This window comes from Salegentibacter sp. BDJ18 (assembly GCF_017579965.1).
Taxonomy (GTDB): Bacteria; Bacteroidota; Bacteroidia; order Flavobacteriales; family Flavobacteriaceae; genus Salegentibacter.
Genome location: NZ_JAFLQX010000003.1, coordinates 92,743 through 116,833, shown reverse-complemented (window position 1 = coordinate 116,833; position 24,091 = coordinate 92,743). Strand labels below are relative to the sequence as shown.

Here is a 24,091-nt window from a genome sequence, read left to right as displayed (position 1 = left end):
CAATATAAATTACAAATGAAAAAACTACTGCTTTTACTTTTTCTGTTTGTAATGCTTCCGGGAATTTCCCAGGAGCAGGAAGATTTAAAAGTTGGGCTGGTTTTAAGTGGTGGTGGTGCAAAAGGCCTTGCCCACATTGGTGCGCTAAAAGTAATTGAAGAAGCCGGAATTAGAATAGATTATATTGGGGGCAGCAGTATGGGCGCAATTATTGGCGGTTTGTATGCTTCAGGTTATACGGCACACGAGTTAGATTCAATTTTTCACGAGACTAATTTTAATATTTTAATTCAGGATAATATTCCGCGTAGCGCAAAATCTTTTTATGAAAAGGAAGATGCCGAAAAATATGCTATTAGCCTGCCTTTTGATGATTTTAAAATAGGTTTCCCCGCAGGACTTTCCAGGGGACAAAATATCTATAATTTAATGTCCCAGCTTACCATGCATTTGGGAAATGTAGATGATTTTGAAGAATTACCTATTCCGTTTTTTTGTGTTGCTGCCGATGTGGAAACCGGGGAAGAAGTGATATTAGACGAAGGTTCTTTTGCGCAGGCGGTTTCTGCCAGTGGCGCAATCCCTTCTATTTTTAGTCCTGTAAGTTTAAATGGACGGTTGCTAACCGATGGTGGGGTTGCCAATAATTATCCCGTAGAAGAACTTAGAAAAAGGGGTGCTGAAGTGATTATTGGCGTAGATGTGCAGGATAGCCTGGTAAATAAAGACGATTTGCGCAATGTTTTTGATATTCTTGCTCAAATAAGCAATTTCCGGACAATTAGTGATATGAAGGAAAAAATTCCTAAAACCGATATTTATATCAAACCAGATATTAGTCCATTTTCAGTATTGTCTTTTGAGAAAGGAGAGGCAATTATAGATTCGGGAAGGGTGGCTTCGCTAAAAAGAAAAGATGATCTGGAAAAGCTGGCTGCACGCCAAAGCACGGGTCCGCGCAATATTGTAATTCCAGAGATGGATACTTTGCAAATAAGTACGCTTACTTTAGAAGGTAATAATAACTATCCGCGGTCTTATATTCTGGGAAAATTAAGATTGAATTACTTTACAGATTTCACCTTTAAAGAACTCAACGAAGGGATAAATAACCTATCTGCTACCGGGAATTTTAACCGAATAAATTACAGGTTAATTCCTAATAACGACGACCAACTTTACACTTTAAGCCTGCAAATAGAAGAAAGTAAAAATAAGAGCCTGCTAAGATTGGGAGTTCATTATGACGAACTTTACCAAATTGGTGCCCTTATTAATTTTACCCATAAAAGTTTGTTATTTACTAACGATGTAACTTCTTTGGATGTAGTGGTGGGAGATCAATTTAGGTATAATTTTGACTATTATATAGACAAAGGTTTTTACTGGAGTATTGGTGTTAAATCGCGATATAATAATTTTGATTATCCGGTTTCTTTTGATTTTGCCAGTGAAAATGCCGAATTGCAGGATATTGGGGTAAACAGGATAGATATAGATTACCGCGATTTTACCAACCAATTTTATGCGGAAACTTTATTTAAGCAGGTTTTTTCCTTCGGACTGGGAGCCGAACATAAATTTTTAAAAATTGCTTCTGAAACTTTAAATAATCCAAATCCTGAAATAAGCGATACCCGCCTTTTTGAAAATAGCCATTATTACAGTGCTTTTGGATATTTAAAATACGATTCTTACGATAACAAATACTTCCCTTCGCGCGGCGTTTATTTTGATGGGAATTTTCATCTTTACTTGTTTTCTTCAGATTTTAATAATGATTTTTCTGAATTTTCTATCGCAAAAGGAACTTTAGGTTATGCTTTTTCTCCCATCAATAGATTCTCTACCCGAATTGTAACTGAAGCGGGATTTAAAATAGGAAACGACGGTGTAAACACGCTGGATTTCTTTTTGGGAGGATATGGAAATAACCTAATCAATAATTTTGTTCCGTTTTACGGATACGATTTTATTAGTCTTTCGGGAGATAGTTATATAAAAGGACTCGTGGAATTTGATTATGAAATTTTCAGAAAAAATCACGTGATTGCAAGTGCAAATATTGCCAATGTGGGCAATAAATTATATTCTTCTGGAGATTGGTTTACCATGCCAGATTTTACCGGCTATGCACTTGGTTATGGTATAGATACTTTTATAGGTCCTTTAGAGGTGAAATACACCTATTCTCCCGAAATTAAATCCAGCCAATGGTTTTTTAGCCTTGGTTTCTGGTTTTAGGATATTAAGAAAAAATTCTATTTTTCAAATAATCGCCTACATTTTCTGATACTAATTTAACTTCTAAAGTTTGCTTTTTTGCTACAGGTTTTTAGAGATGTTTTAAGAATGTTTCCTTAAAAATTCCCGATATTTGTTTTAAAGTAAAATAACACTGAAAAAAATAACAAATTCTCAATATTCTTTTAGAAATTGGGGGTTGAATTAAAAATATCAGATTATGCCTTTTTATCATAAACTCGGTAAAATTCCTCATAAACGCCACACGGTTTTTAAAAAACCAGATGGCAGCCTTTATTACGAACAGCTTTTTGGAACTATTGGTTTTGACGGGATGTCTTCTAATCTCTATCACGAACACCGGCCAACGCAGGTAAAAGAGGTTAAAGGAAGTTATAGTGTAAAACCAAAAATAGCTTCAGAAAACAATTTAAAATCTTATCGTTTTAAAGGTTTCCAGGTAAAACCAAATCCCGATTATCTTGAAAGTCGAAAAGTGGTTTTAACCAATAGTGATGTAGATATCACCCTGGCTTCTCCACAAGGTTCTACAGATGATTATTTTTATAAGAATTCAGATTCAGATGAATTGCTTTTTATTCATAAAGGAAGTGGGAGGTTAAGAACACATCTTGGAAATCTTGATTTTAAGTACGGCGATTATTTATTAATTCCGCGAGGAACTATTTATAAAATTGATTTTGACGACGAGGATAATCGCTTATTTATTGTAGAATCAAGAAGGCCAATTTATACACCTAAACGCTATAGAAACTGGTTTGGGCAATTACTGGAGCATTCTCCATTTTGCGAGCGGGATCTAAGACAACCGCACGAATTAGAAACCAATGACGAAAAAGGAGATTTTTTAATTAAAATTAAAAAGCAGGGCGAAATATTCGATATGGTTTACGCTACGCATCCATTTGATGTAGTAGGTTATGATGGCTATAACTATCCGTATGCTTTTTCAATTCACGATTTTGAGCCTATAACGGGAAGAATTCACCAACCACCACCGGTGCATCAAACTTTTGAGACCGATGCTTTTGTGGTGTGCAGTTTCTGTCCGCGTAAATACGATTATCATCCAGAAAGTATTCCGGCGCCATATAGTCACAGTAATATAGATAGTGATGAGGTATTGTATTACGTAGATGGTGATTTTATGAGTAGAAACGATATTGAAGCCGGACATATTTCGTTGCACCCGGCGGGAATTCCGCACGGGCCGCACCCGGGAGCCGTAGAACGAAGCATTGGCCAGGTAGAAACCGAGGAATTAGCGGTTATGGTAGATACTTTCAAGCCATTAATGCTTACCGAAGATGCAATGGAAATTGCCGATGAAACCTACCATAAATCCTGGTTGGATGAAAATCATTAAGATTTATAATTAAAAATATTAGCAATAAAAAATATAAAAATGAGTACTGATAATACATCACTTAAATTAGAAAAGGTAATGCAGGATGCTGAAGATTTTCTTCCTATCCTGGGAACCGATTTTGTTGAACTTTACGTAGGTAACGCCAAGCAGGCAGCTTATTACTACCAACATGCCTGGGGTTTCCAGCCTGTGGCTTATTCTGGTTTGGAAACAGGTAGAAAAGACAGTGTTTCTTATGTGCTTCAACAGGGAAAAATTAGAATTGTACTTACTTCCCCGCTTCAGCCGGAAGGTGATATTAATGCCCACATTAATAAGCACGGAGATGGTGTGAAAATGGTGGCACTTTGGGTAGACGATGCCAGGAAAAGTTATGAAGAAACCACGAAAAGAGGTGCTAAATCTTATGTGGCACCTTATGAAATGGAAGACGAACACGGGAAAGCTGTGATTTCAGGAATTCATACTTACGGGGAAACCATTCACTTGTTCGTAGAACGAAAAGATTACGAAGGTCCATTTCTTCCCGGTTATAAAACCTATGCTACTAAAGTGCAGGCAGAAGATACAGGCCTAAAATACATAGACCATATGGTGGGAAATGTAGGCTGGAACGAGATGAACAAATGGGTAGATTTCTATGCTAAAGTAATGGGCTTCGCACAAATGGTGTCTTTTGATGATAAAGATATTTCTACAGATTATACGGCTTTAATGAGTAAGGTAATGAGTAATGGGAATGGTAGGATTAAATTCCCAATTAACGAACCTGCAGAAGGAAAGAAAAAATCGCAGATAGAAGAATATATAGATTTTTATAATGGTGCAGGAGTGCAGCATATTGCGCTGGCTACAGATAATATTATTGAAACCGTAACTCAACTTAGGGATCGCGGGGTAGAATTCCTGTATGTTCCCGAAACTTATTATGACACTTTATTAGATAGAGTAGGGAAAATAGATGAAGATCTAGAACCATTAAAAGAACTTGGGGTATTGGTAGATCGTGACGATGAAGGTTACCTTTTGCAGATATTTACCAAACCGGTTTTAGACCGTCCAACAATGTTTTTCGAGATAATTCAACGAAAAGGCGCCCAATCTTTTGGAAAAGGGAACTTTAAAGCACTTTTTGAAGCTATTGAAAGAGAACAGGATTTGCGAGGAACCTTGCAATAAATTTTAAAATAACTTAATTAACTAAAGTTTATAGTTAAAAAATTGAATTACTGAAAAATTTTGTGTTAATCTCAATTTTATGGTTGCTATAACTCTATTAAATGCAGACTTTTGCGCTCGCATTTTTGGAGTGGTTACCAATAATGTATTTAATTTTTCATAATTTAAGTTTTAGTTGGTTAATAAGACAAAAACCCCGTCATTAATTTGATGGGGTTTTTTGTTTTAATACATTTGGAATAGAAATTGTAAATATCCATAGCCCAAGCACTCTGTAAATCAGTATTTAAAAATTTGGTATGAAAAAAAGTATATTTACAATATTCCTTCTACTTTTAACCGGCTTCGCAGTTCAGGCTCAATCTCAAAAGGCATTTGGCGCGGGCGAATGGTTTAAATTCCGCATACACTATGGCCCTTTTAATGCAAGTTTTGCCACTTTAGAGGTAGATGAAACCAATATAAAAGGCAAACCCGTTTATCATATTGAAGGGAAAGGGAAATCTACCGGATTACTACACTGGTTTTTTAAGGTAGATGATAATTATCAAACTTATATAGATAAACAAGACGGGAAACCTTATAAATTTATTAGAAAAATAGATGAAGGGGGTTATACCAAAGACCTGGAAATAGACTTTGACCATAGCGATAATAAAGCATACGTTTTTAATAAAAAACACAACGAAAATCATACCTATACGACCAAGCCGAATGTTCACGATATGTTATCGGCATTTTATTATATTCGCAACAATATTAAGAACGACGAACTTCGCCCTGGAGATGAAATGCGCCTCAATCTTTTTATAGATGATGAGAACATGGATTTTAAACTAAAATTTTTAGGCCGGGAGGTTATAAAAACCAAGTTTGGTAAGGTTGCTACTTTAAAATTCAGGCCGTATGTTATGGCCGGCAGGGTTTTTAAAGAAAAAGAAAGTCTTACTTTTTGGGTTAGTGACGATGCTAATAAACTGCCTATTAAAATTGAAGCAAATCTTGCAGTTGGATCTTTAGATGCCGATTTAGATGAATATAAAGGCCTAAAGCATCCGTTTAAAATAATTATGGAATAATACATGGAAATAAAGCCGGAAATTGCAGAACGTATTTTTGCATTAGAGGAAAAGTTTAAAAATTCAGGTCAGGATTTGGCTTCCTATTTAGATGGACTTTTATATGATAGGTACCTTACGTATTGGGATTATTTAAGTATAGACACTTTATTGAGTCTGCAAAAAACCTTAACTCATTTTCCAGACGAAAAAATCTTTATTTCTTACCATCAAATTACCGAACTTTATTTTAAACTCATTATCCATGAGCAGAAGCAAATAATTGAGGCTGAAGCTCCTGATGCTAACTTTTTAATTGAAAAATACAATCGTTTAAATCGTTATTTCAGGATTCTAACCGATTCTTTTGATGTGATGATTAAAGGAATGGAGAGAGAGCAGTTTCTTAAATTCAGAATGTCTTTGTTACCTGCCAGCGGATTTCAATCTGCACAGTTTAGAATGATAGAGCTCTATTCTACTCCTTTAGAGAATTTAGTTTCATTTAAGATAAGAGAACAATTTTCTAAAGAAAGTAGTTTAGAAGATTTGTACGAAAATATTTACTGGAAAAAAGGTGGTATCGATTTAAAAACGGGGGAGAAAACCTTAACCTTAAAACAGTTTGAGAAACGCTATACGGCGCGTTTTCTTAGAATAGCTTCAGAATATAAAGGAAGAACCCTTTACCATAAATATCAACAACTTCCAGATTCGGTTAAAAATAATAAGGGATTAAAAGAAGCATTACGTAATTTTGACGCCAATGTAAATATAAATTGGCCCCTTATGCATATGGGTGCTGCTTACAGATATTTAAATAAGGATAAAGAAACTATTGCTGCTACGGGAGGCACAAATTGGAAAGAATTTTTGCCGTCGGGATTCCAGAGAGTTAGTTTTTTTCCTTATTTATGGAGTGAAGAAGAATTAGAAGATTGGGGCAAAGAATGGGTAAACCATATGTTTAACACACAGAAAGAAAATTGCTAAAAAATTGAAGAAAATAAGTTTCCTACTGGTATTGATGTTGGCTTTCACAGCCTGTGAAGATGACGCAAAAGAAACCGCCCTTAATGAAGAAAAGGTAGAAAAGAAAGTGCCTAAACCTGTTGAGAAAGAATTCGGTTTTATCCTGGATAATTTTGAAGTTGTAAATGGCACTGTGGAGTCTGGAGATAGTTTTGGCTATATTCTAGATCAACACGGGGTAGATCGCGGCAGGATTTACCAAATTTCAGAAAAAGTAAAAGACACCTTTAATTCCGCTAGAATAACCGCCGGAAAAAAATATAAAATTCTTAAAGCCAAAGATTCTGCTAATACCCCACAATTTTTCATTTATCAACATGACAGGGTTAATTATACGGTGCTGGGAATTGGTGATAGCATTAGTGTAGAGCGAAAAAAGAAGCCGGTAAGTGTGAAGAGAAGAGAAGTGTCTGGAGTAATTACGTCTTCCCTTTCAGAAGCCGTTCAGGCGCAGGGTTTAAGCAATCTATTGGTTTATGAACTTTCAGATATTTACCAGTGGAGTATAGACTTTTTTAAACTTCAGAAAGGTGATCAGTTTAAAATGATTTATTCTGAAAAATATATTGATGATACCATTTTTGTGGGGATTGAAAATGTTGAAGCCGCAGTTTTTAAACACGGCGATAAACCTTTTTATGCTTTTGAATACGAAACCGATTCATTAACCGGGCAACCCAGTTTTTATGATGAAGAAGCAAAGGCACTGCAAAGTTTCTTTTTAAAAGCACCATTAAATTATAGCCGAATTTCTTCCAGGTATACCAAAAGAAGATTTCACCCGGTTCAAAAACGATGGAAAGCGCACCTGGGAACAGATTATGCTGCGGCCCATGGAACGCCAATTGTAAGCACTGCAGATGGAACGGTAATCGCTTCCAGTTATACTTCCGGAAACGGGAATTATGTAAAAGTGAGGCATAATGATAAATATACCACGCAGTATTTGCATATGAGTAAACGAAATGTGCGTAGTGGCCAAAGAGTAAAACAAGGCGATGTTATTGGTTATGTGGGGAGTACCGGTCTTGCTACAGGTCCGCATGTGTGCTATCGCTTCTGGGTTCACGGGAAACAGGTAGATCCTTATCGCCAAAATTTACCCACTGCAAAACATATAGAGCCCGAGCATAAGGAAAAGTATTTTGCCGCCATAGAAGATTTAAAAACTTCGTTGGATAAAATTCCTTATAAAGAATATAAAAAATAGGTTCCAATAGGGAGCACCCTTAATATTAAAGTGAAAGATTGATTCAATCTTAAATCACTCATTTCAAATAAAATTAAAAGTTTTAGGCCAAGGCCAGGAAAAGAAAAATTTAAATGAAAAATATAAATCCAACCCAAACAACAGCCTGGAAAAAATTAGAAAAGCATTTTAACGAAGTGCAACAATTGCAGTTAAAAGAGCTGTTTGAAAAAGATCCTGAAAGGGCTTCTGCATTTACCATTGCCTGGGAGGATTTTTACCTGGATTACAGCAAAAACCGAATAACTAAAGAAACTCGTGATTTACTTCTTGAACTGGCTGAAGAATGTGATCTTCAATCGGCAATAAACTCTTATTTTAACGGAGATGCGATTAACAAAACCGAAAATCGCGCAGTCTTACACACGGCATTAAGAGCTCCTGCGGGGGCTGAAATTACCCTGGATGGTGAAAACGTAGTGCCTGAAGTGCAGGAAGTAAAAGAAAAGATCAGGAAATTTTCTGAAAAAATTATTAGCGGAGAGAAAAAAGGTTTTACCGGGAAAGCATTTACCGATGTTGTAAATATTGGAATTGGAGGTTCAGACCTTGGTCCGGTGATGATCACAGAATCGCTACAATATTATCAAAACCATCTTAAAGTTCATTATGTTTCTAATGTAGATGGTGATCACGTAAACGAAATCTTAAAAAATTTAAATCCTGAAACTACTTTATTTTTGGTAGTTTCAAAAACCTTTACTACCCAGGAAACCCTTTCTAATGCTACCACAATTAGAAATTGGTTTAGAAAAACTGCGCCGCAGGAAGCAGTTGCAGAACATTTTGCGGCAGTTTCCAGCAATTTAAAAAATGTTGAAGAATTTGGTATCGCTATAGAAAATGTCTTTCCTATGTGGGACTGGGTTGGCGGTCGTTTTTCTTTATGGAGTGCGGTTGGACTTTCTATAAGCCTGGCAGTAGGTTATAACAACTTTGAAGCTTTATTGAATGGTGCTCATAAGATGGACCAACATTTTAAAACTTCAGATTTTAAAGAAAATATTCCTGTACAATTGGCTTTGCTAAGCATTTGGTACAACAATTTTTATAAAGCAGAAAGTGAAGCGGTAATTCCTTATACGCAATATTTACACAGGCTTCCCGCGTATTTGCAGCAGGCAATTATGGAGAGTAATGGAAAAAGTGTAGATAGAAACGGTAAAAAAGTTGACTACCAAACGGGCACTCTAATTTGGGGTGAGCCAGGAACCAACTCCCAGCATGCTTTCTTTCAATTAATTCACCAGGGCACTAAACTGATTCCTGCAGATTTTATAGGATTTAAAAAATCCCTGCACCAAAATGAAGATCACCATAATAAATTGATGGCGAATTTCTTTGCGCAAACCGAGGCCTTGCTTCAGGGAAAATCTAAAGCCGAAGTAAAACAGGAACTCGAAGCCCAGGGATTATCCAAAGATGCGGTAGAAAAGTTATTACCATTTAAAGAATTTGATGGGAATAAACCAACCAACACATTGCTTATAGATAAACTTACTCCTGAAAGTTTAGGAAAACTTATCGCGATGTACGAGCATAAGATCTTTGTGCAGGGTGTAATTTGGAATATTTTTAGCTATGACCAGTGGGGTGTGGAATTAGGAAAGCAACTTGCAAGTAAAATTCTTGCGGAAATCGAAAATAAAACCCCCAGTACTCACGATTCTTCTACAAAAAGTTTGTTAAAATTCTTTTTAGAATAAAAATCACACTTTTGTTAACACTTAGTTGAAATCTATAGTTTTCAAAGAATCAATTAGTTGAAAATTTGTTTTAGTTTTGCGCCGAACAAGATGTTAAAGTTAAATTTCTTAACATTTCCGTAAACTGCGGGTTGTAGGATTTAGCTTCATTTGCATCGAAATTTAAACTCAAAACAAACAAATTCAAAAATGAGGAAATTACTCGCATTAGCGTTGTTTCTAACATCAGCTACAATTTTTGCTCAGGGAACTCTTACCGGAACGGTGATTGATTCTGAAATGGACGGCCCCCTTCCGGGTGCAACCGTTATGGTAGTTGGTACTAACAATGGTACTACTACAGACTTTGATGGAAATTTTTCTTTAGATGTAAAAGCTGCCTCGGGGAGAATAAGCGTAACCTTTATTGGTTATGAAAGACAAACCATTAACTTTAATATAACTGGTGGTGCTACACAAGATTTAGGTACAATTACTTTAGGTCCAGATGCCGATGCATTGGCCGAGGTGGTAATTACCGGTATTGCCGATTTAGCTAAAGATCGTGAAACTCCTGTTGCTGTTTCTACTATTAGAGCTGCCGAAATTCAGGAGAAATTAGGTTCGCAGGAATTTCCTGAAATTTTGAACAACACGCCTTCTATCTACGCCACCAAACAAGGTGGTGGATTTGGAGATGCCCGTATTAATATTAGAGGGTTTGATACTAATAACTCTGCGGTAATGATTAACGGTGTGCCAATTAACGATATGGAAAATGGTTCGGTTTATTGGAGTAACTGGGCTGGTTTAAGCGATGTAGCTTCGGCTATTCAGGTTCAAAGAGGATTAGGTTCTTCTAAATTAGCGGTATCTTCTGTAGGTGGAACCATCAACGTGGTAACAAGAGCCGCAGATAGATCTGAAGGTGGATTTGTAACAGCTATGACGGGTAATGATTCTTACTTAAAAACTGTTGCTTCTTATAATACGGGTCTAATGGAAAGTGGTTTTTCAACAACTGTATTATTAAGTCAAACTCAAGGAGATGGCTATGTTGACGGAACCGAATTTCAGGGGTACAACTATTATTTAGGTTTTGGATACAGACCTAATGATACGCATGATTTTCAGTTTACAGTAACTGGTGCACCACAATGGCACAATCAACGTAGCAGAAGTAGCTCGATTGATGTTTATCAACAATATAGTGATGATGAAGATCCAAATATAAAATATAATGAAAACTGGGGTTATAGAAATGGAGAAGAGTTTTCTTTTACCAGAAACTTCTACCACAAGCCAATTATGTCTTTAAACTGGGATTTCGATATTAATTCTGCCACTAAACTTTCTACTTCAGCTTACGCTTCTTTTGGACGTGGAGGTGGAACCGGAGAAATTGGTACTATAAATGGAAGAAGACAATTTGCGCTTCCAAGAACCGATAACGGTTTGATAAGAGTAGACGATATTTTTGCTTACAATAGAGGGCAGGCCGTTCCAGACTTTGGAAATGACGCTAACCCAGAAGGACAGAGAACACTTACCGATGGTATTTATCTTAATCAGGGTAATGGAGATAGGTCTTCGGCTAATGGAATTACAAGAAGAGCTTCTATAAACTCTCACAACTGGTTTGGTGTGTTATCTAACCTAAGTAACCAGTTAACAGATGAGCTTACTTTGGATGTAGGTGTTGATTTAAGAACTTACAAAGGTATTCACTATAGAAGAGTTAATAATTTAATGGGAGGTGACGCTTATTTACAAACCGATAATGTTAATAACGACCCTAATCCTGTACAACGTCAAACGTACGATGCAGATCCTAACTTCTGGGTATTCTCTGATATTGATTCAGAAGAAAAAATAGATTATTATAACGATGGTTTAGTAAGATGGGCTGGTACTTTTGGACAGTTAGAATATAATAACGACGTAATTTCAGCATTCGTTCAGGGATCTATCTCTAACCAGGGCTTTAAAAGAGTTGAGTATTTTGGAGAACTTGAAGGTAGCCAGGAAACCGATTGGGAAAATATAATTGGTGGAAATATTAAAGGTGGTTTAAACTGGAATATTGACGAAAGACATAACATCTATGCAAACGCAGGTTACTATTCTAAACAACCTCTTTTTGATGCAGTGTTCATTAACTTCGGAAATAATTTGAACCCAGATCTTCAAAACGAACAGGTAATTGGTACCGAAATTGGATACGGTTTTAGATCTAGTTTCTTTAGTGCCAACGTGAACCTTTACAGAACTTCATGGGCAGATAGATTTGAAAGTACAGGAGCTGTATTTAATGCAGAAACTCCGCAAGAAGTTAGAGGTACTGCAAACCTTTATGGAATTACCCAGGTGCATACTGGTTTTGAATTAGATTTTACCGGTAGAATTTCAGATAAATTAAGATACAATGGGATGATGTCTATTGGTAACTGGGAATATCAGGATGATGTTGAAACAGCATATTTTGATAATGATCAAAGCCCTATCTTAGATGAAAACGGAAATCCACAAACTGCAACTTTAGCTTTAGATGGTGTAAAAGTTGGAGATGCTGCACAATTTACTGCCAGTCTTGGAGCAGATTATACCATTATTGAAGGTTTAAGAGTAGATGCGAATTATAGGTATGTAGATAATCTTTATGCTGACTTTGATGCTACTGATGCTTTAGGTGAGGAGAATTTTGAAGCTTTAAAATTACCTTCGTTTGGATTGGTTGATGCAGGTGCTTCGTTTAGATTGCCAATTGGGCAAAATAACAATAACCTGAACTTTAGAGTTAATGTAAATAACGTATTTGATACAATGTACATTTCTGAAGCTGATACCAACCTTTTAGCTGGTGCTGGTGATGAAACGTACCAGGGAATTAATGTTAATAACAGGGTATATTTTGGATTCGGAAGAACCTGGAATGCCGGAGTTACTTTTAACTTCTAAATAAAAGAGATTAATTTTCAATAAAAAACCACCCCAAATTGGGGTGGTTTTGTTTTAAAGGTGACCTGTTTATTAATTTACTTCACTTTTTACAAGTCTTATAAATTCCGCTCTGTAACCTTCCTTGTCCTCTCTACGACCTTTTTCGGCAAGATCTAATATCAATCCAGTATTATGATTTTTTACAAATTCTGAATCGGTTAATTTCATTCCATAAAGTGCTACAGCAGCAGCAAACTTAAAATCGGCGCTGGCTTCTTCAAAATCCTTTTCAGTATCTGCTACCGTCTTGGTAATGAGCTTGCTTTTTGCACCCTCTGGATCCTTATACCTAAATTTTACCGTAAATAACTCACCGCTATTATTTTTTAATTCGGTGTTAGTATACTTCAGTGAGTCTATTTCTTTTAAATACTCACTTTCAACTCCTACAGGAATTAGCTCATAAAGAGCTGTAACGGTGTGGCCACTTCCAAGTTCCCCGGCATCCTTTTCATCATCATTAAAATCTTCTGCAATCAGTAATCGATTTTCATAACCAATTAATCGGTAAGCCTGGATTTTTTCGGGATTGAATTCTACCTGGATTTTTACATCTTTGGCAATGGTGTGAAGTGTTCCTCCAAACTCAGTTCCCAGAACTCGTCTGGATTCTTGCATGCTATCTATATAAGCGTGGTTGCCATTCCCGGCCTGGGCAAGGCTTTCCAGTTTTGAGTCCTTGTAATTTCCCATTCCAAAGCCTAATACGGTTAGAAATACTCCGCTTTCCCTTTTTTCTTCAATTAATTCTTTCATTGCGCTATCACTGCTAGCGCCAATATTAAAATCGCCATCTGTAGCAAGAATAACCCTGTTGTTTCCGCCTTCAATAAAGTTCTCTTTTGCAATTTTATAAGCTAGTTGTATGCCTTCACCTCCGGCGGTGGAGCCCCCTGCATTTAGGTTATTAATCGCTTCCAGGATCTTTATTTTTTCACTGCCGGGTGTGGATTCTAAAACAACCCCTGCAGCGCCCGCGTAAACTACTATGGCTACCCGATCTTCTTCCCGTAACTGGTTCACCAGAATTTTAAAAGAAGATTTTAGTAAGGGTACTTTGTTAGGGGAATTCATAGAACCTGAAACATCTAATAGGAATGTAAGATTGGATGCCGGGATATCTTCAGTAGGAATGTTTTTACCCTGTAAGGCTATTTTCGCGATTTTTGTTTGTTGGTTCCAGGGAGATTTTGCTACCTCTGTATGTATGGCAAAGGGATGTTCATCTTTAGGCCCGGCATAATTGTAGTTGAAATAATTTATCATTTCCTCTATTTTAACGGCGCCTTTAGGGATCTCCTGCCCATTGTTGACCATCCTCCTAATATTGCTGTAAGAAGCACGGTCTACATCTATAGAAAAGGTAGAAAGTGGTGCGGTCTTGACACTTTTAAAAATATTCTCGTTTCTTTCTTTATAAGCTTCTGTGTTAGTTCTATTGTTATAACCATAGCCAGTCTGTAAACTTGAAGTTCCTCGAATTCTTATCGTTTCTGAATCCGCTATTGCTACTGCTACTACTTCTTCGTTCAAAGAAACATTGTAAGGCTCTAAAGAGACATTAATCACCTTTTTATCTTTAACCTTAACCTCTTTGGTTTTATAACCAATAAAGCTGAAGGTAAGAAGATCTCCTTTTTTAGCTTTAATGCTGTATTTTCCGTCGAAATCGGTTTGTGTCCCGGAATTTGTGCTCTTATTAAGAATGTTAACGCCGGGAAGTGGTGTTGAATTTTCATTACTTACCGTTCCGGTTATTGTCTGTGCCGAAATCGAGTTGCAGAGAAATAGGCTTAAAATAAATAGTAAATTATACTTCATGAATTGAATTTTATAGGTGTTGTAGAAAGTTGATTTTTATTCCTGAACTTGGAAAATTATGGGTAAGGCATAATTTACATTAACAGGCTTTCCGCGTTGTTTGCCGGGTTGCATTTTTGGTAGGGCTTCAATTAGCTTTTTGGCTTCTTCTTCCAGTTTTGGATGTGGCGCTCGTGCCTGTATATTTACGATATCTCCTTCAGTATTTATTTGAAAAAGAATATTGATACGATTTACTCCTGAAAGATCTAATTCACGACCCAGATCCTTATTGAAATTCTTATTTACATAAGTGGTTATTTTTTCACTCATGCAGTTCTTTCTCGCGGTATTATCTTCTAATGCTTCACAACCCGGAAATATTGGTACATCTTCAATTAATGTAAAAGGAACAGTTTCTACTTCTTCATCGGGTTTATGATCAATTATTTCCTCTGGTTCTACAATGTCGTCAAGCTTTGCTTCGGTAGACTCAATTTCGTCTTCTTTGGCTTCGGGATCATCTTTAATGATCTCTATTTCATCTGGAATTACCGGAGGTTTTGGTGGCGGAGTGTTTGCTAACTCGGTAATGGGGATAACTTCTTCTTCAAGATCCTCTAAATAGACCTGCTCTTTTGTAAATTCCTCCTTGTCGTAGGTTTTCCATTCTATTAATAATAAGCTGGCCAACAAGGCTACAATAAGTCCGAATGATAAAAACAAGTTTGATTTTTTCCGAAGATCGGCTTTGGCATTTTTCTTAGGTTTCATAAGATATTAGATTAATAGTTAGTAAATAAATGATAAGAAACTCAATAGAATGGCTGGTATTTTAGATAACTATCAATTAAAATGCCAAAAAACTAAAAATTATGATTTTAATTCATATTGAAAAACTGGATATTCAATTCTAAACTTAGAAGTACAATGCCGCTACAATTTTATAGAAAATCCTATCTTTACTAAAAATTTACTCTTATGTATCCAACTGTACAATTCATTCATTCTTATTGGGCTTATTTAGTATTAATAGTTTTATTTGTAGCCTCTATAAATGCAATTATTGGTTATGCTTCTAATAAAGAATATGGAGCCACTAATTTTAGGATTGCACTTTTCACACTTATCACTTCACATATTCAGCTTTTAATAGGAATAGTTTTATACTTTGTATCTCCCTATTTTTCAGTACTTCTGGAAGAAGGAATGGGTACGGTAATGCCAGATCCTACTTTGAGACTTTATATTCTGGAACATCCGTTAATGATGATTATTGCGGTAACTTTAATTACCATTGGATACTCAAAACACAAGAGTAAACTTACTTCAAAGCCTAAGTTTAAAATCCTTGCTATATTTTATACCTTAGGATTATTGGTAATGTTGTCCCGTATTCCCTGGAACGCCTGGTTTTAAAACTGTATAATTAAATTATTTCTAAGGTTTTACTTTTATCCAATCATCGAGATTTAAATGCTACGAGGTAATTTATTTATTGTCTCGGTTTGGATTTGAAGAGACTTCTTTAAGCAGGTAAATATAAACCGGAAAATGGTCACTGTAACCGCCCTGGTAACCACTATATCCATAACTACGGAAGGGATATCCCTTGTATTGTCCGTTTTCGGTAATTAGGTATTTCTTATTAAAGATACCTGCTTTATAAAACTGAAATTTGGAATAATCTCTCCCGGTTAAACCGCCAGAAACAAGAATTTGATCAAATAAATTCCAGCCATCCCGGTAAGCAAGGGTACCCATTCCTTTCTTCAGCATTTTTTCCATAGGGTTATATAATTGATGAGGATTTACTTCATCTTGAGTAGCTACAGTTTTTAATACTTCCTTGAAACTTTTATTGGTGGGATCATCGTTAAAATCGCCCATGCTTATAATCTTAGCCAAAGGCTCTTTTTTAAATATAGAATCAAGGATAATTTTATTTAGAGCAGCTGCCTTTTCTCTTTTATAGCTACTCGCTGCTTCGCCACCACTTCTGGAAGGCCAGTGGTTGACAATAAAATGCAGTTTTTCTCCATCAATTTTCCCGCTTACTACCAATTGATCTCGGGTGTAAACGCGTTTATCTGGTTCTTTGCTGTTATAAATCAATAACTCGTGAGAAACCGAATTTTCTAATCTAAAAATTTCTTTTCTATATAATAAGGCTACATCAATCCCCCGCCGATCTGGAGAATCGTAATGCACAATATTGTAATTGTAGTGCTTCAGTTGGGGCTCATTGATTAGGTCTTCTAAAACTCCTCGATTTTCAACTTCACATAAGCCTATAATTCCCGGAGGTTGTTTTGTTGTGTCATAACCTATTTCAGCCATAACTCCCGCCAGTTTTTGGAGTTTGTCGCGGTATTTTTCCTGGGTCCATACATCATCTCCTTCAGGCGTACGATCGTCATCAAAAGTGAACGGATTATTTTCTGTGTCAAAAAGATTCTCAACATTATAAAAAGCAATACTTAATATTTTATATTCAGTTTTTGGCTGTGAGAAAACACTTTCAGCAGAAATCAGAAATAAAAGATAAACGCTAAATAAGGGAAAAATACGGGTAATCATAGTCTTACAAATTCTTTAAAATATTCACATAAAGTGCTGATTATTTGATTTTTGTGTCTAATTTATCTAAACTTATAATAAATATGGAAATAAAACCCGATGAAATTCTTCTTTTTTCTTCTCATTCTGGGACTGGGACTCTCAGTGTCATTTGCCCAGGAAATTTCCCTGAGAGGAAAATTGGTAGATGCACAAACCTATAAAGAATTATCCCGCGCCAAAGTGCTTATTGAAGGAAGTGTTTTCGAAACAATTTCAGATGAACAAGGGGAATTTATTTTTCTTTCTGAAGAAATTCCTCTTGGAGAACAGGTTTTAAAGATTATACTTCAGGACTATAAAGAGCTACGGCTGCCGATAATAATTGAAGCTGAAGCCATCAAAAATCTTGGTTTAATTCTAATGCCACCTATTCTAGCAGATTATGCGAATCAAATAAGCACCATTAGCCTTTCTGATGCCGAGCTGGATGAAGATGAAGCACATATTGATAATCTTTCGGGGCTTTTGCAGGCTTCACGGGATGTCTTTCTTAATGCAGCTGCTTTTGATTTTAGCCAAACATTCTTTAGACCTCGCGGGCTTGATAGTGAACACGGCAAAGTTCTAATAAACGGGATAGAAATGAATAAAGCCTATACCGGCCGGCCGCAGTGGAGCAATTGGGGCGGACTTAATGATGTGCAGCGCAATCAGGTTTTTTCTATGGGTTTAAGTCCGTCTCCTGTGAGTTTTGGAGGTTTAGCCGGCACTACCAACATCGTAATGCGCGCTTCAAAATATGCTAAAGGAGGCAAAGCATCTATAGCCGCCGCCAACCGAAGTTATAACGGCCGATTAATGGCTACCTATGGTTCTGGAGAATTAAAGAATGGTTGGGCTTATGCAATTTCAGCTTCCCGAAGGTTTGCGAAAGAGGCCTTTATTGATGGCACTTTATATGATGCTAATGCTTTTTTTCTTTCGGTTGAAAAAACTTTTAATAAAGAGCATAGCCTAAATTTTACGGGATTTTATACGCCTAATATCCGCGGAAAATCATCTCCAAATACGGCGGAAGTCTTTGAGTTAAAAGGAAGAAAATACAATGCCTATTGGGGTTACCAGGATGGGAAAATGAGAAATTCCAGAGTAAGGGAGATAAAAGAACCAATCTTGATGCTAAATCATTTTTGGGAATTTTCAGCAGAAATAAGCATTAATAATAATTTCGCTTTTCAATTTGGCAAAACCGGGAATTCCAGGATTGATTTTGGAGGAACCCGAATGGCCGAAATTAATGGGCAAAATAGTTATGTAGGTGGCGGCACAAATCCAGACCCAACCTACTATCAAAAACTACCCAGCTATTATTTACGTTTTTCAGATAATCCAAATTATGAAGCTGCTTACCTGGCGCAGCAGGATTTTAAAGACAACGGGCAATTAAATTGGGAGCAGTTGTATAATGCAAATAATGCCGCCGGCTATACTGTTTATGCCTTGGCGGAAGACAGAAATGATGATATTAAATTAGATTTTAATTCTATTATTTCTGCTAAAATTAATGACAATATAGATCTGGATGGAAAGCTGGCATTTTCCTATTTGAACTCCCATAATTTTGCTTCTATTAAAGATATGCTGGGCGGCAATACTTTTCTGGATGTCGATTTTTTTGCCGAAGGTGATGAGCAAACTTCCCTTGAAGATAGAGCTCAAAGTGATCTCCAAAATCCAAACCGAAGTGTTTCAGAAAATAAACCTTATAAATATAATTTCAGGTTATATGCGAATTCTGCCAAAGCTTTTGCTCAAATGAATTTCGATTACGACAGGCTGGATTTCTATGTAGGAATTACTGCTTCCCAAACCGCTTATCAAAGAGAAGGATTATTTCAAAATGGCAATTTTCCCGATAATTCCCTGGGTAAAAGCGAGCAATTAAACTTTACCGATTTTGGAGGGAAACTTGGAGCAAATTATAAACTTACAGCAAAGCATTTATTCGGCTTTAATGCAGCCTGGTATACCAAACCGCCCAACCTTCGCAATTCGTTTTCTAATTCGCGTCAAAATAATGATGTGGTAGTGAGTCTTGCAAGTGAGCAAATTCAAAATATAGATATAAGCTACAGGTATAGGTCCAGCACAATCAAAGCCAGGCTTTCTGCTTACTACACGCAAATTAAAGATGCAACTGAAATTTCCTTTTATTATGCCGATGGACTTTCAGGATTGGGTAGAAATAGCACTACGGCATTTGTGCAAGAGGTTTTAAGCGGAATTGATAAACAACATTTAGGTTTGGAAATGGGAGTTGAGGCCCAATTAACTTCAGCCATAAAATTAAAAGCGGCGGCGGCATTGGGACAATTTGTTTATAGCAATAGTCCTGAACTCTATTTAACTTCAGACGATTTTAATGAGATAGTAGATTATGGAACTTCTTATTTAAAAAATTATAGGATAGCCGGTGGCCCGCAAAGAGCGGCTCAAATTGGGTTTGAATATCGAGATCCCGATTATTGGTGGTTTGGAACTACAATAAATTTTTTCTTCCAGGCTTTTCTGGATGTAAGTCCGTTAACTAGAACTGCGAATTTCCTGAATGATAGCGATGGTTTACCTATACTTAATTACGATGCAAGTATTGCAGCAAACCTTTTAAAACAAGAACAATTTAAAGATTATATGCTTGTAAATGCCATAGGTGGCAAATCCTGGTTGGTAAAAGGAAAGTTTATCGGCTTCTTTGTGAGTCTCAATAATATTTTTGATAAACTCTATAAAACCGGTGGTTTTGAACAATCCCGAAATGCCAATTACCGCACTTTAAAACAAGACCGGGAGAGGGAAAACCCCATTTTTGGACCCAAATACTGGTATGGCACCGGTGCTTCCTATTTTGCTATGATTTATGTTAGATTTTAAAATTATAGGTATGAAAAATTTCAATTTAATTATAACTGTTTTATTCTCTTTTTTAGCTATTTCTTGCGTGAAAACTGACGATTTTGAGCTGCCGGAATCCAAAACTAAAGAGATAAATATTGAAGGAAATATTACCGGAATTTCTGCTGTAAAAAGCAATTTTAATCCCGAAACCGAAGAAATCTATGTTTTTTCTGAAACCAATACGGTAATGGAAGCTTATGTAGTTTCCAGTGATGAGGGTGGCAATTTTTATAAAGAACTGGTGTTGCAGGATAAACCTGAAAACCCAACTGCAGGCATTTTATTTCTGGTAGATGATAATTCGCTTTTTGAAACCTATAATTTTGGTCGAAAAATATATGTAAAGTTAGACGGTCTCGCTTTATGGTCTAACAATGGCGTGCATCAATTAGGAGTTCAAAATAGGGGAGACGTGGTGGCAATCCCATCTTCCAGGATAGAAGATCATATTATTAGAACTATGGAAACTGCGGAAATTATTCCACTACAACTTGAAATTTCAGAATTTAATGAAAGAGACGAAAATTTATTTATTGAAGTTAAAAATGTCCAGTTCAATCTAAACCTACTCAGGGAGCAACATCATTATACTTTTGCAGGAGAAGTAACCGATGAGTATGATGGTGAAAGGCAGCTGGAAAGTTGCCGTACCGGTGCAAGCACGATGCTTAGTACAAGCACTTTTTCTGGATTTAAATCTTTGTATTTGCCTGAAAATTCCGGAAGTGTAAAGGGGATTCTAACCCGAAATTTTTATGATGATTATTTTGTAATCGCAGTGAATTCACCCGATGATTTTAATTTTGATGGAGATCGGTGCGACCCGGAATTTCTAAAATGCGAGGGTAATAACATAACGGGTGGTACCCTTATTTTCGAAGAAAATTTCACTAATGTAGCAAGTCTTTCTGCATTAGAAAATAAAGGCTGGACCAACATAAATATAAATGGCGACAAAGCATTTGAACCGGGAACATTTGATGGGAATAGGTATATTCGGGTTTCAGCATATAATACTGAAGAAACTTCTATGGAAGCCTGGCTGGTGAGTCCGCCAATAGATTTGAATGAAGTTTCAGAAGCTCAATTGGCTTTTGAAATTATGTCTTCTTATGATAATGCCACCATTCTAAGCGTTTTGATTACAGAGGAATTTACCGGAAATGTTTTAACCACTAACTGGACTCCGCTGGATGCGATAATTCCTATTGGTCCTACTAATCAATACGGAAAAAGATTTGTAAAAAGCGAAATAGATATTTCCTGCTTAAAGGGAGATATCCATTTCGCGTTTAGATATTTAGGTGGTGCCCCAGATAAAAGCACAACTTATGATATTGATAACATACGAATAAGCGGGAATTGAGTAAATTGGGAGATTATTTAAACTCGGCGCATGAAGCAAAAATTACTCTTTTTATTCTTGATAATTACATCTTTAAGTTCTGCTCAACATTCCCAGGATTTTGCCGGAAATTGGTTCTGGAAATCTCCAGACGGGCAGAATACCATGGAATTAGAACTGGAGTATGAAAGCCAGGGAAGTATTAAAGGTAATCATTGCGTGATCTTCTCACAGGGTGAAAATACCGATTGTAAAAGAAAAAATGGAAATTCGTTTACAATCAATCTGGTTAAAATCGCTGAAGGTGTTTACGACGGGACTATAAAAAGTGCCGTAAGTTATACTTCAGGAAAAATACGTTTGCAATATATAGACAGTGAAAAAGCTATTCGTTTTTATCTAAAAGAAGTGCCTCCCGGAGAATTCTATATGCCCAAGGAGGCTTTTTTAGTTAGATAATTTATTTTTGATAAGCTTCGCTGTAAGGCGACCAGATTTCATAAATAGGATCTCCTTTAGAGCTTTTCCCTTTATGATGCCATTTCCCATCTTTTACTTCATATTGAAACTCTAAACTTGCGCCTACACGGCTGGTATCTCGTGAAAAGAATTCAATATTTTCAGTATATGTGCCGTTTTCTGCAGTGTAAGTTCCTCCGCCCGTTCCATTAAATTCTTTGGTAGCCGAATTAAAGGCGATCCATTGAAATCTTCCACCGCTTAAAATTTTTACCGTGCGCCTGTCACCTGGGGTCATTGTATTCATTTCCCCGTTTCTTTCACGGCCGGTAATTACCCAGTTTCCCGTTAATGCATCTGATTTATCTGAAACACGTTCCCATATTTTAGTAGTATTTCCGTCAGAAATTTCCATCTTGTTTTCGCCTTCCCAGGAAATATTATATTCCCGTTCAGTCCCAATGTTTTCGGCATCGTAGGTGTCAAAATCCCTAATTTCGCTAAGGGTTTCATCTTCCAGGCTAAGTTCTCCTCCTGCAGCGCCTAAAAATTCATTATTACTTAAATTTTTAGAACCCAAGGCAAAATAACCGTCTTGAACTATTTTAATCACTTCACGATCGCTTACCGTTTCACCGTTTTTTTGTATTAGTTTCCAGGCGCCATCAAGCTCCTGAGCTCCCATTATTCCGGAGAAAAAAAATAGTGGTAATAAGATTAGTTTTTTCATTGTAGTAAATTATTGGTCTACCCTAATTTACTGAAAATACCAATAAAAAGCCCCCAAATTTTCGGGGCTGTATTCTTTTATTTTTCTTCTCCGTATTTATCGTATTCAGGATATAGGAAGTTGTTGTAAGGAAAACGGGTGATATGAATTTTACGAACCGCTTCATAAACTTTTCTGCGGAAATCTTCCATATTCTCTTTATTCAAAGCAGATATGAACAGAACGTTATCTCCCATTTTATTCATCCAGGTTTGTTTCCATTCTTTCAAAGTATAATGCGCTTTTGTCCTTTCGGTCATTAAATCATCATCTTCAATTTCTTCAGCTTCATATTGATCAATTTTATTAAAAACCATAATCGTTGGTTTGTCATTACTCTTAATCTCACTCATAATCTGGTTAACAGATTCTATGTGGTCTTCAAAATTTGGATGAGAAATATCTACAACGTGCAATAGTAAATCGGCTTCTCTAACTTCATCTAAGGTAGATTTAAAAGACTCTACTAGTTGTGTAGGTAACTTCCTTATAAATCCTACCGTATCGGTTAAAAGGAAGGGTAAATTTCGAATTACCACTTTTCTTACCGTAGTATCCAAAGTTGCGAAAAGTTTATTTTCGGCAAAAACCTCACTTTTACTAATGGTATTCATTAAAGTAGATTTTCCAACATTGGTGTAACCTACCAATGCAACCCTAACCAACTGTCCGCGGTTACCGCGCTGCACCTCCATTTGTTTGTCTATGGTTTCAAGTTTTTTCTTTAAAAGGGAAATCTTATCTCTAACAATCCTACGGTCAGTTTCAATTTCTGTTTCCCCTGGCCCACGCATTCCAATACCACCACGCTGGCGTTCAAGGTGAGTCCACATTCCCGCAAGTCTCGGTAATAAATATTCATATTGGGCAAGTTCTACCTGCGTTCTCGCATAACTGGTTTGTGCGCGTTGAGCAAAAATATCGAGGATAAGTGTAGTTCTATCTAAAACTTTACATTTCAGGATTTTCTCAATATTTTTCTGTTGAGCAGGAGAAAGTTCATCATCAAAAATAGCGGTACCTACGTCATTTTCATCTACGAACTGTTTAAGCTCGTTCATCTTCCCTGTCCCTATAAAAGTTTTTGGATTGGGTTTATCCATATTTTGGCTAAAACGCTTTATCACTTCCCCGCCTGCGGTATAGGTAAGGAATTCTAATTCGTCCAGGTATTCTTCTAATTTATCATGCCCCTGCTCTTTGGTTACAATACCAATTAGAACAGCTTTCTCGTGGGTTAGGTCGGTTTTTTCAATCATAAATACAAAGTTACACAATAGATTGCTACTGCGATTTTTGCGGAAATTATTTCAACATATATTTAACTAAAATGTGCTTATAAACAACAAACCCGCCGGAAAAGG

The 24,091-nt window shown here is 36.4% G+C and carries 17 protein-coding genes; 12 read left to right on the top strand and 5 right to left on the bottom strand.

Annotated elements, in window-relative coordinates; genetic code table 11:
- Window positions 1–15: 15 nt before the first annotated feature.
- From J0871_RS03005 to J0871_RS02970, 8 genes are all read left to right on the top strand, one after another.
- Window positions 16–2,244: a patatin-like phospholipase family protein gene (locus J0871_RS03005; protein ID WP_075325209.1), complete on the top strand. Its 2,229-nt coding sequence runs from the start codon at window positions 16–18 to the stop codon at window positions 2,242–2,244.
- Between the two features lie 220 nt (window positions 2,245–2,464).
- Entirely contained in the window at window positions 2,465–3,631 is a 1,167-nt protein-coding gene (locus J0871_RS03000; RefSeq protein WP_208223321.1) for a homogentisate 1,2-dioxygenase, read from the top strand.
- Window positions 3,632–3,670: 39 nt separating this feature from the next.
- On the top strand, window positions 3,671–4,813 hold the full coding sequence (hppD, locus tag J0871_RS02995) for a 4-hydroxyphenylpyruvate dioxygenase (protein WP_093304593.1): 1,143 nt from the start codon (window positions 3,671–3,673) through the stop codon (window positions 4,811–4,813).
- Window positions 4,814–5,112: 299 nt separating this feature from the next.
- Window positions 5,113–5,892 (top strand): DUF3108 domain-containing protein, encoded by a 780-nt coding sequence (locus J0871_RS02990; RefSeq protein WP_208223319.1) that lies wholly within the window; start codon window positions 5,113–5,115, stop codon window positions 5,890–5,892.
- A 3-nt stretch (window positions 5,893–5,895) separates the two neighbouring features.
- Window positions 5,896–6,864, top strand: coding sequence for a tryptophan 2,3-dioxygenase family protein (locus tag J0871_RS02985; RefSeq protein WP_208223317.1), 969 nt, complete (start codon window positions 5,896–5,898; stop codon window positions 6,862–6,864).
- A 4-nt stretch (window positions 6,865–6,868) separates the two neighbouring features.
- Window positions 6,869–8,113 (top strand): peptidoglycan DD-metalloendopeptidase family protein, encoded by a 1,245-nt coding sequence (locus J0871_RS02980; RefSeq protein ID WP_208223315.1) that lies wholly within the window; start codon window positions 6,869–6,871, stop codon window positions 8,111–8,113.
- 113 nt (window positions 8,114–8,226) lie between these two features.
- Window positions 8,227–9,858 (top strand): glucose-6-phosphate isomerase, encoded by a 1,632-nt coding sequence (gene pgi / locus J0871_RS02975; RefSeq protein ID WP_208223313.1) that lies wholly within the window; start codon window positions 8,227–8,229, stop codon window positions 9,856–9,858.
- Between the two features lie 189 nt (window positions 9,859–10,047).
- Entirely contained in the window at window positions 10,048–12,795 is a 2,748-nt protein-coding gene (locus J0871_RS02970) for a TonB-dependent receptor (RefSeq protein WP_208223311.1), read from the top strand.
- A gap of 72 nt (window positions 12,796–12,867) precedes the next feature.
- Here J0871_RS02970 and J0871_RS02965 read toward each other — a convergent pair whose 3' ends face one another.
- The gene (locus J0871_RS02965; protein WP_208223309.1) at window positions 12,868–14,658 is read right to left on the bottom strand and encodes a VWA domain-containing protein; all 1,791 of its coding nucleotides are present in this window, start codon (window positions 14,656–14,658) and stop codon (window positions 12,868–12,870) included.
- Between the two features lie 36 nt (window positions 14,659–14,694).
- Window positions 14,695–15,411, bottom strand: a complete 717-nt coding sequence (locus J0871_RS02960) for an energy transducer TonB (RefSeq protein WP_208223307.1) — start codon at window positions 15,409–15,411, stop codon at window positions 14,695–14,697.
- A gap of 207 nt (window positions 15,412–15,618) precedes the next feature.
- Between J0871_RS02960 and J0871_RS02955 the strand changes: the two genes are divergently transcribed.
- Window positions 15,619–16,056, top strand: a complete 438-nt coding sequence (locus J0871_RS02955) for a hypothetical protein (protein WP_075325196.1) — start codon at window positions 15,619–15,621, stop codon at window positions 16,054–16,056.
- Between the two features lie 72 nt (window positions 16,057–16,128).
- Here J0871_RS02955 and J0871_RS02950 read toward each other — a convergent pair whose 3' ends face one another.
- Window positions 16,129–17,217, bottom strand: coding sequence for an endonuclease/exonuclease/phosphatase family protein (locus J0871_RS02950; protein ID WP_208223305.1), 1,089 nt, complete (start codon window positions 17,215–17,217; stop codon window positions 16,129–16,131).
- Window positions 17,218–17,316: 99 nt separating this feature from the next.
- Here J0871_RS02950 and J0871_RS02945 point away from each other — a divergent pair, with 99 nt between their 5' ends.
- Genes J0871_RS02945 through J0871_RS02935 form a run of 3 tightly spaced genes read left to right on the top strand, consistent with a single transcriptional unit; the run spans window position 17,317 to window position 21,958 of the window.
- Window positions 17,317–20,130, top strand: coding sequence for a TonB-dependent receptor (locus J0871_RS02945; RefSeq protein WP_208223303.1), 2,814 nt, complete (start codon window positions 17,317–17,319; stop codon window positions 20,128–20,130).
- Window positions 20,131–20,140: 10 nt separating this feature from the next.
- Window positions 20,141–21,520: a DUF5689 domain-containing protein gene (locus J0871_RS02940; protein ID WP_208223301.1), complete on the top strand. Its 1,380-nt coding sequence runs from the start codon at window positions 20,141–20,143 to the stop codon at window positions 21,518–21,520.
- A gap of 30 nt (window positions 21,521–21,550) precedes the next feature.
- The gene (locus J0871_RS02935; protein ID WP_208223299.1) at window positions 21,551–21,958 is read left to right on the top strand and encodes a hypothetical protein; all 408 of its coding nucleotides are present in this window, start codon (window positions 21,551–21,553) and stop codon (window positions 21,956–21,958) included.
- A gap of 1 nt (window position 21,959) precedes the next feature.
- Here the strand turns inward: J0871_RS02935 and J0871_RS02930 are convergent, their stop codons facing one another.
- Together J0871_RS02930 and hflX are read right to left on the bottom strand one after the other, a co-directional pair.
- Entirely contained in the window at window positions 21,960–22,688 is a 729-nt protein-coding gene (locus J0871_RS02930) for a hypothetical protein (protein ID WP_208223296.1), read from the bottom strand.
- Between the two features lie 77 nt (window positions 22,689–22,765).
- The gene (gene hflX, locus J0871_RS02925) at window positions 22,766–23,986 is read right to left on the bottom strand and encodes a GTPase HflX (RefSeq protein WP_075325191.1); all 1,221 of its coding nucleotides are present in this window, start codon (window positions 23,984–23,986) and stop codon (window positions 22,766–22,768) included.
- Window positions 23,987–24,091: the final 105 nt, after the last annotated feature.

Coding starts and splice junctions, on each gene's coding strand:
- J0871_RS03000 (WP_208223321.1), top strand. CDS start 2,465: ATGCCTTTTTATCATAAACTCGGTAAAATTCCTCATAAACGCCACACG.
- J0871_RS02970 (WP_208223311.1), top strand. CDS start 10,048: ATGAGGAAATTACTCGCATTAGCGTTGTTTCTAACATCAGCTACAATT.
- J0871_RS02990 (WP_208223319.1), top strand. CDS start 5,113: ATGAAAAAAAGTATATTTACAATATTCCTTCTACTTTTAACCGGCTTC.
- J0871_RS02930 (WP_208223296.1), bottom strand. CDS start 22,688: ATGAAAAAACTAATCTTATTACCACTATTTTTTTTCTCCGGAATAATG.
- J0871_RS02965 (WP_208223309.1), bottom strand. CDS start 14,658: ATGAAGTATAATTTACTATTTATTTTAAGCCTATTTCTCTGCAACTCG.
- J0871_RS02935 (WP_208223299.1), top strand. CDS start 21,551: ATGAAGCAAAAATTACTCTTTTTATTCTTGATAATTACATCTTTAAGT.
- hflX (WP_075325191.1), bottom strand. CDS start 23,986: ATGATTGAAAAAACCGACCTAACCCACGAGAAAGCTGTTCTAATTGGT.
- J0871_RS02960 (WP_208223307.1), bottom strand. CDS start 15,411: ATGAAACCTAAGAAAAATGCCAAAGCCGATCTTCGGAAAAAATCAAAC.
- J0871_RS02950 (WP_208223305.1), bottom strand. CDS start 17,217: ATGATTACCCGTATTTTTCCCTTATTTAGCGTTTATCTTTTATTTCTG.
- pgi (WP_208223313.1), top strand. CDS start 8,227: ATGAAAAATATAAATCCAACCCAAACAACAGCCTGGAAAAAATTAGAA.
- J0871_RS02945 (WP_208223303.1), top strand. CDS start 17,317: ATGAAATTCTTCTTTTTTCTTCTCATTCTGGGACTGGGACTCTCAGTG.
- J0871_RS02940 (WP_208223301.1), top strand. CDS start 20,141: ATGAAAAATTTCAATTTAATTATAACTGTTTTATTCTCTTTTTTAGCT.
- hppD (WP_093304593.1), top strand. CDS start 3,671: ATGAGTACTGATAATACATCACTTAAATTAGAAAAGGTAATGCAGGAT.
- J0871_RS02985 (WP_208223317.1), top strand. CDS start 5,896: ATGGAAATAAAGCCGGAAATTGCAGAACGTATTTTTGCATTAGAGGAA.
- J0871_RS03005 (WP_075325209.1), top strand. CDS start 16: ATGAAAAAACTACTGCTTTTACTTTTTCTGTTTGTAATGCTTCCGGGA.
- J0871_RS02955 (WP_075325196.1), top strand. CDS start 15,619: ATGTATCCAACTGTACAATTCATTCATTCTTATTGGGCTTATTTAGTA.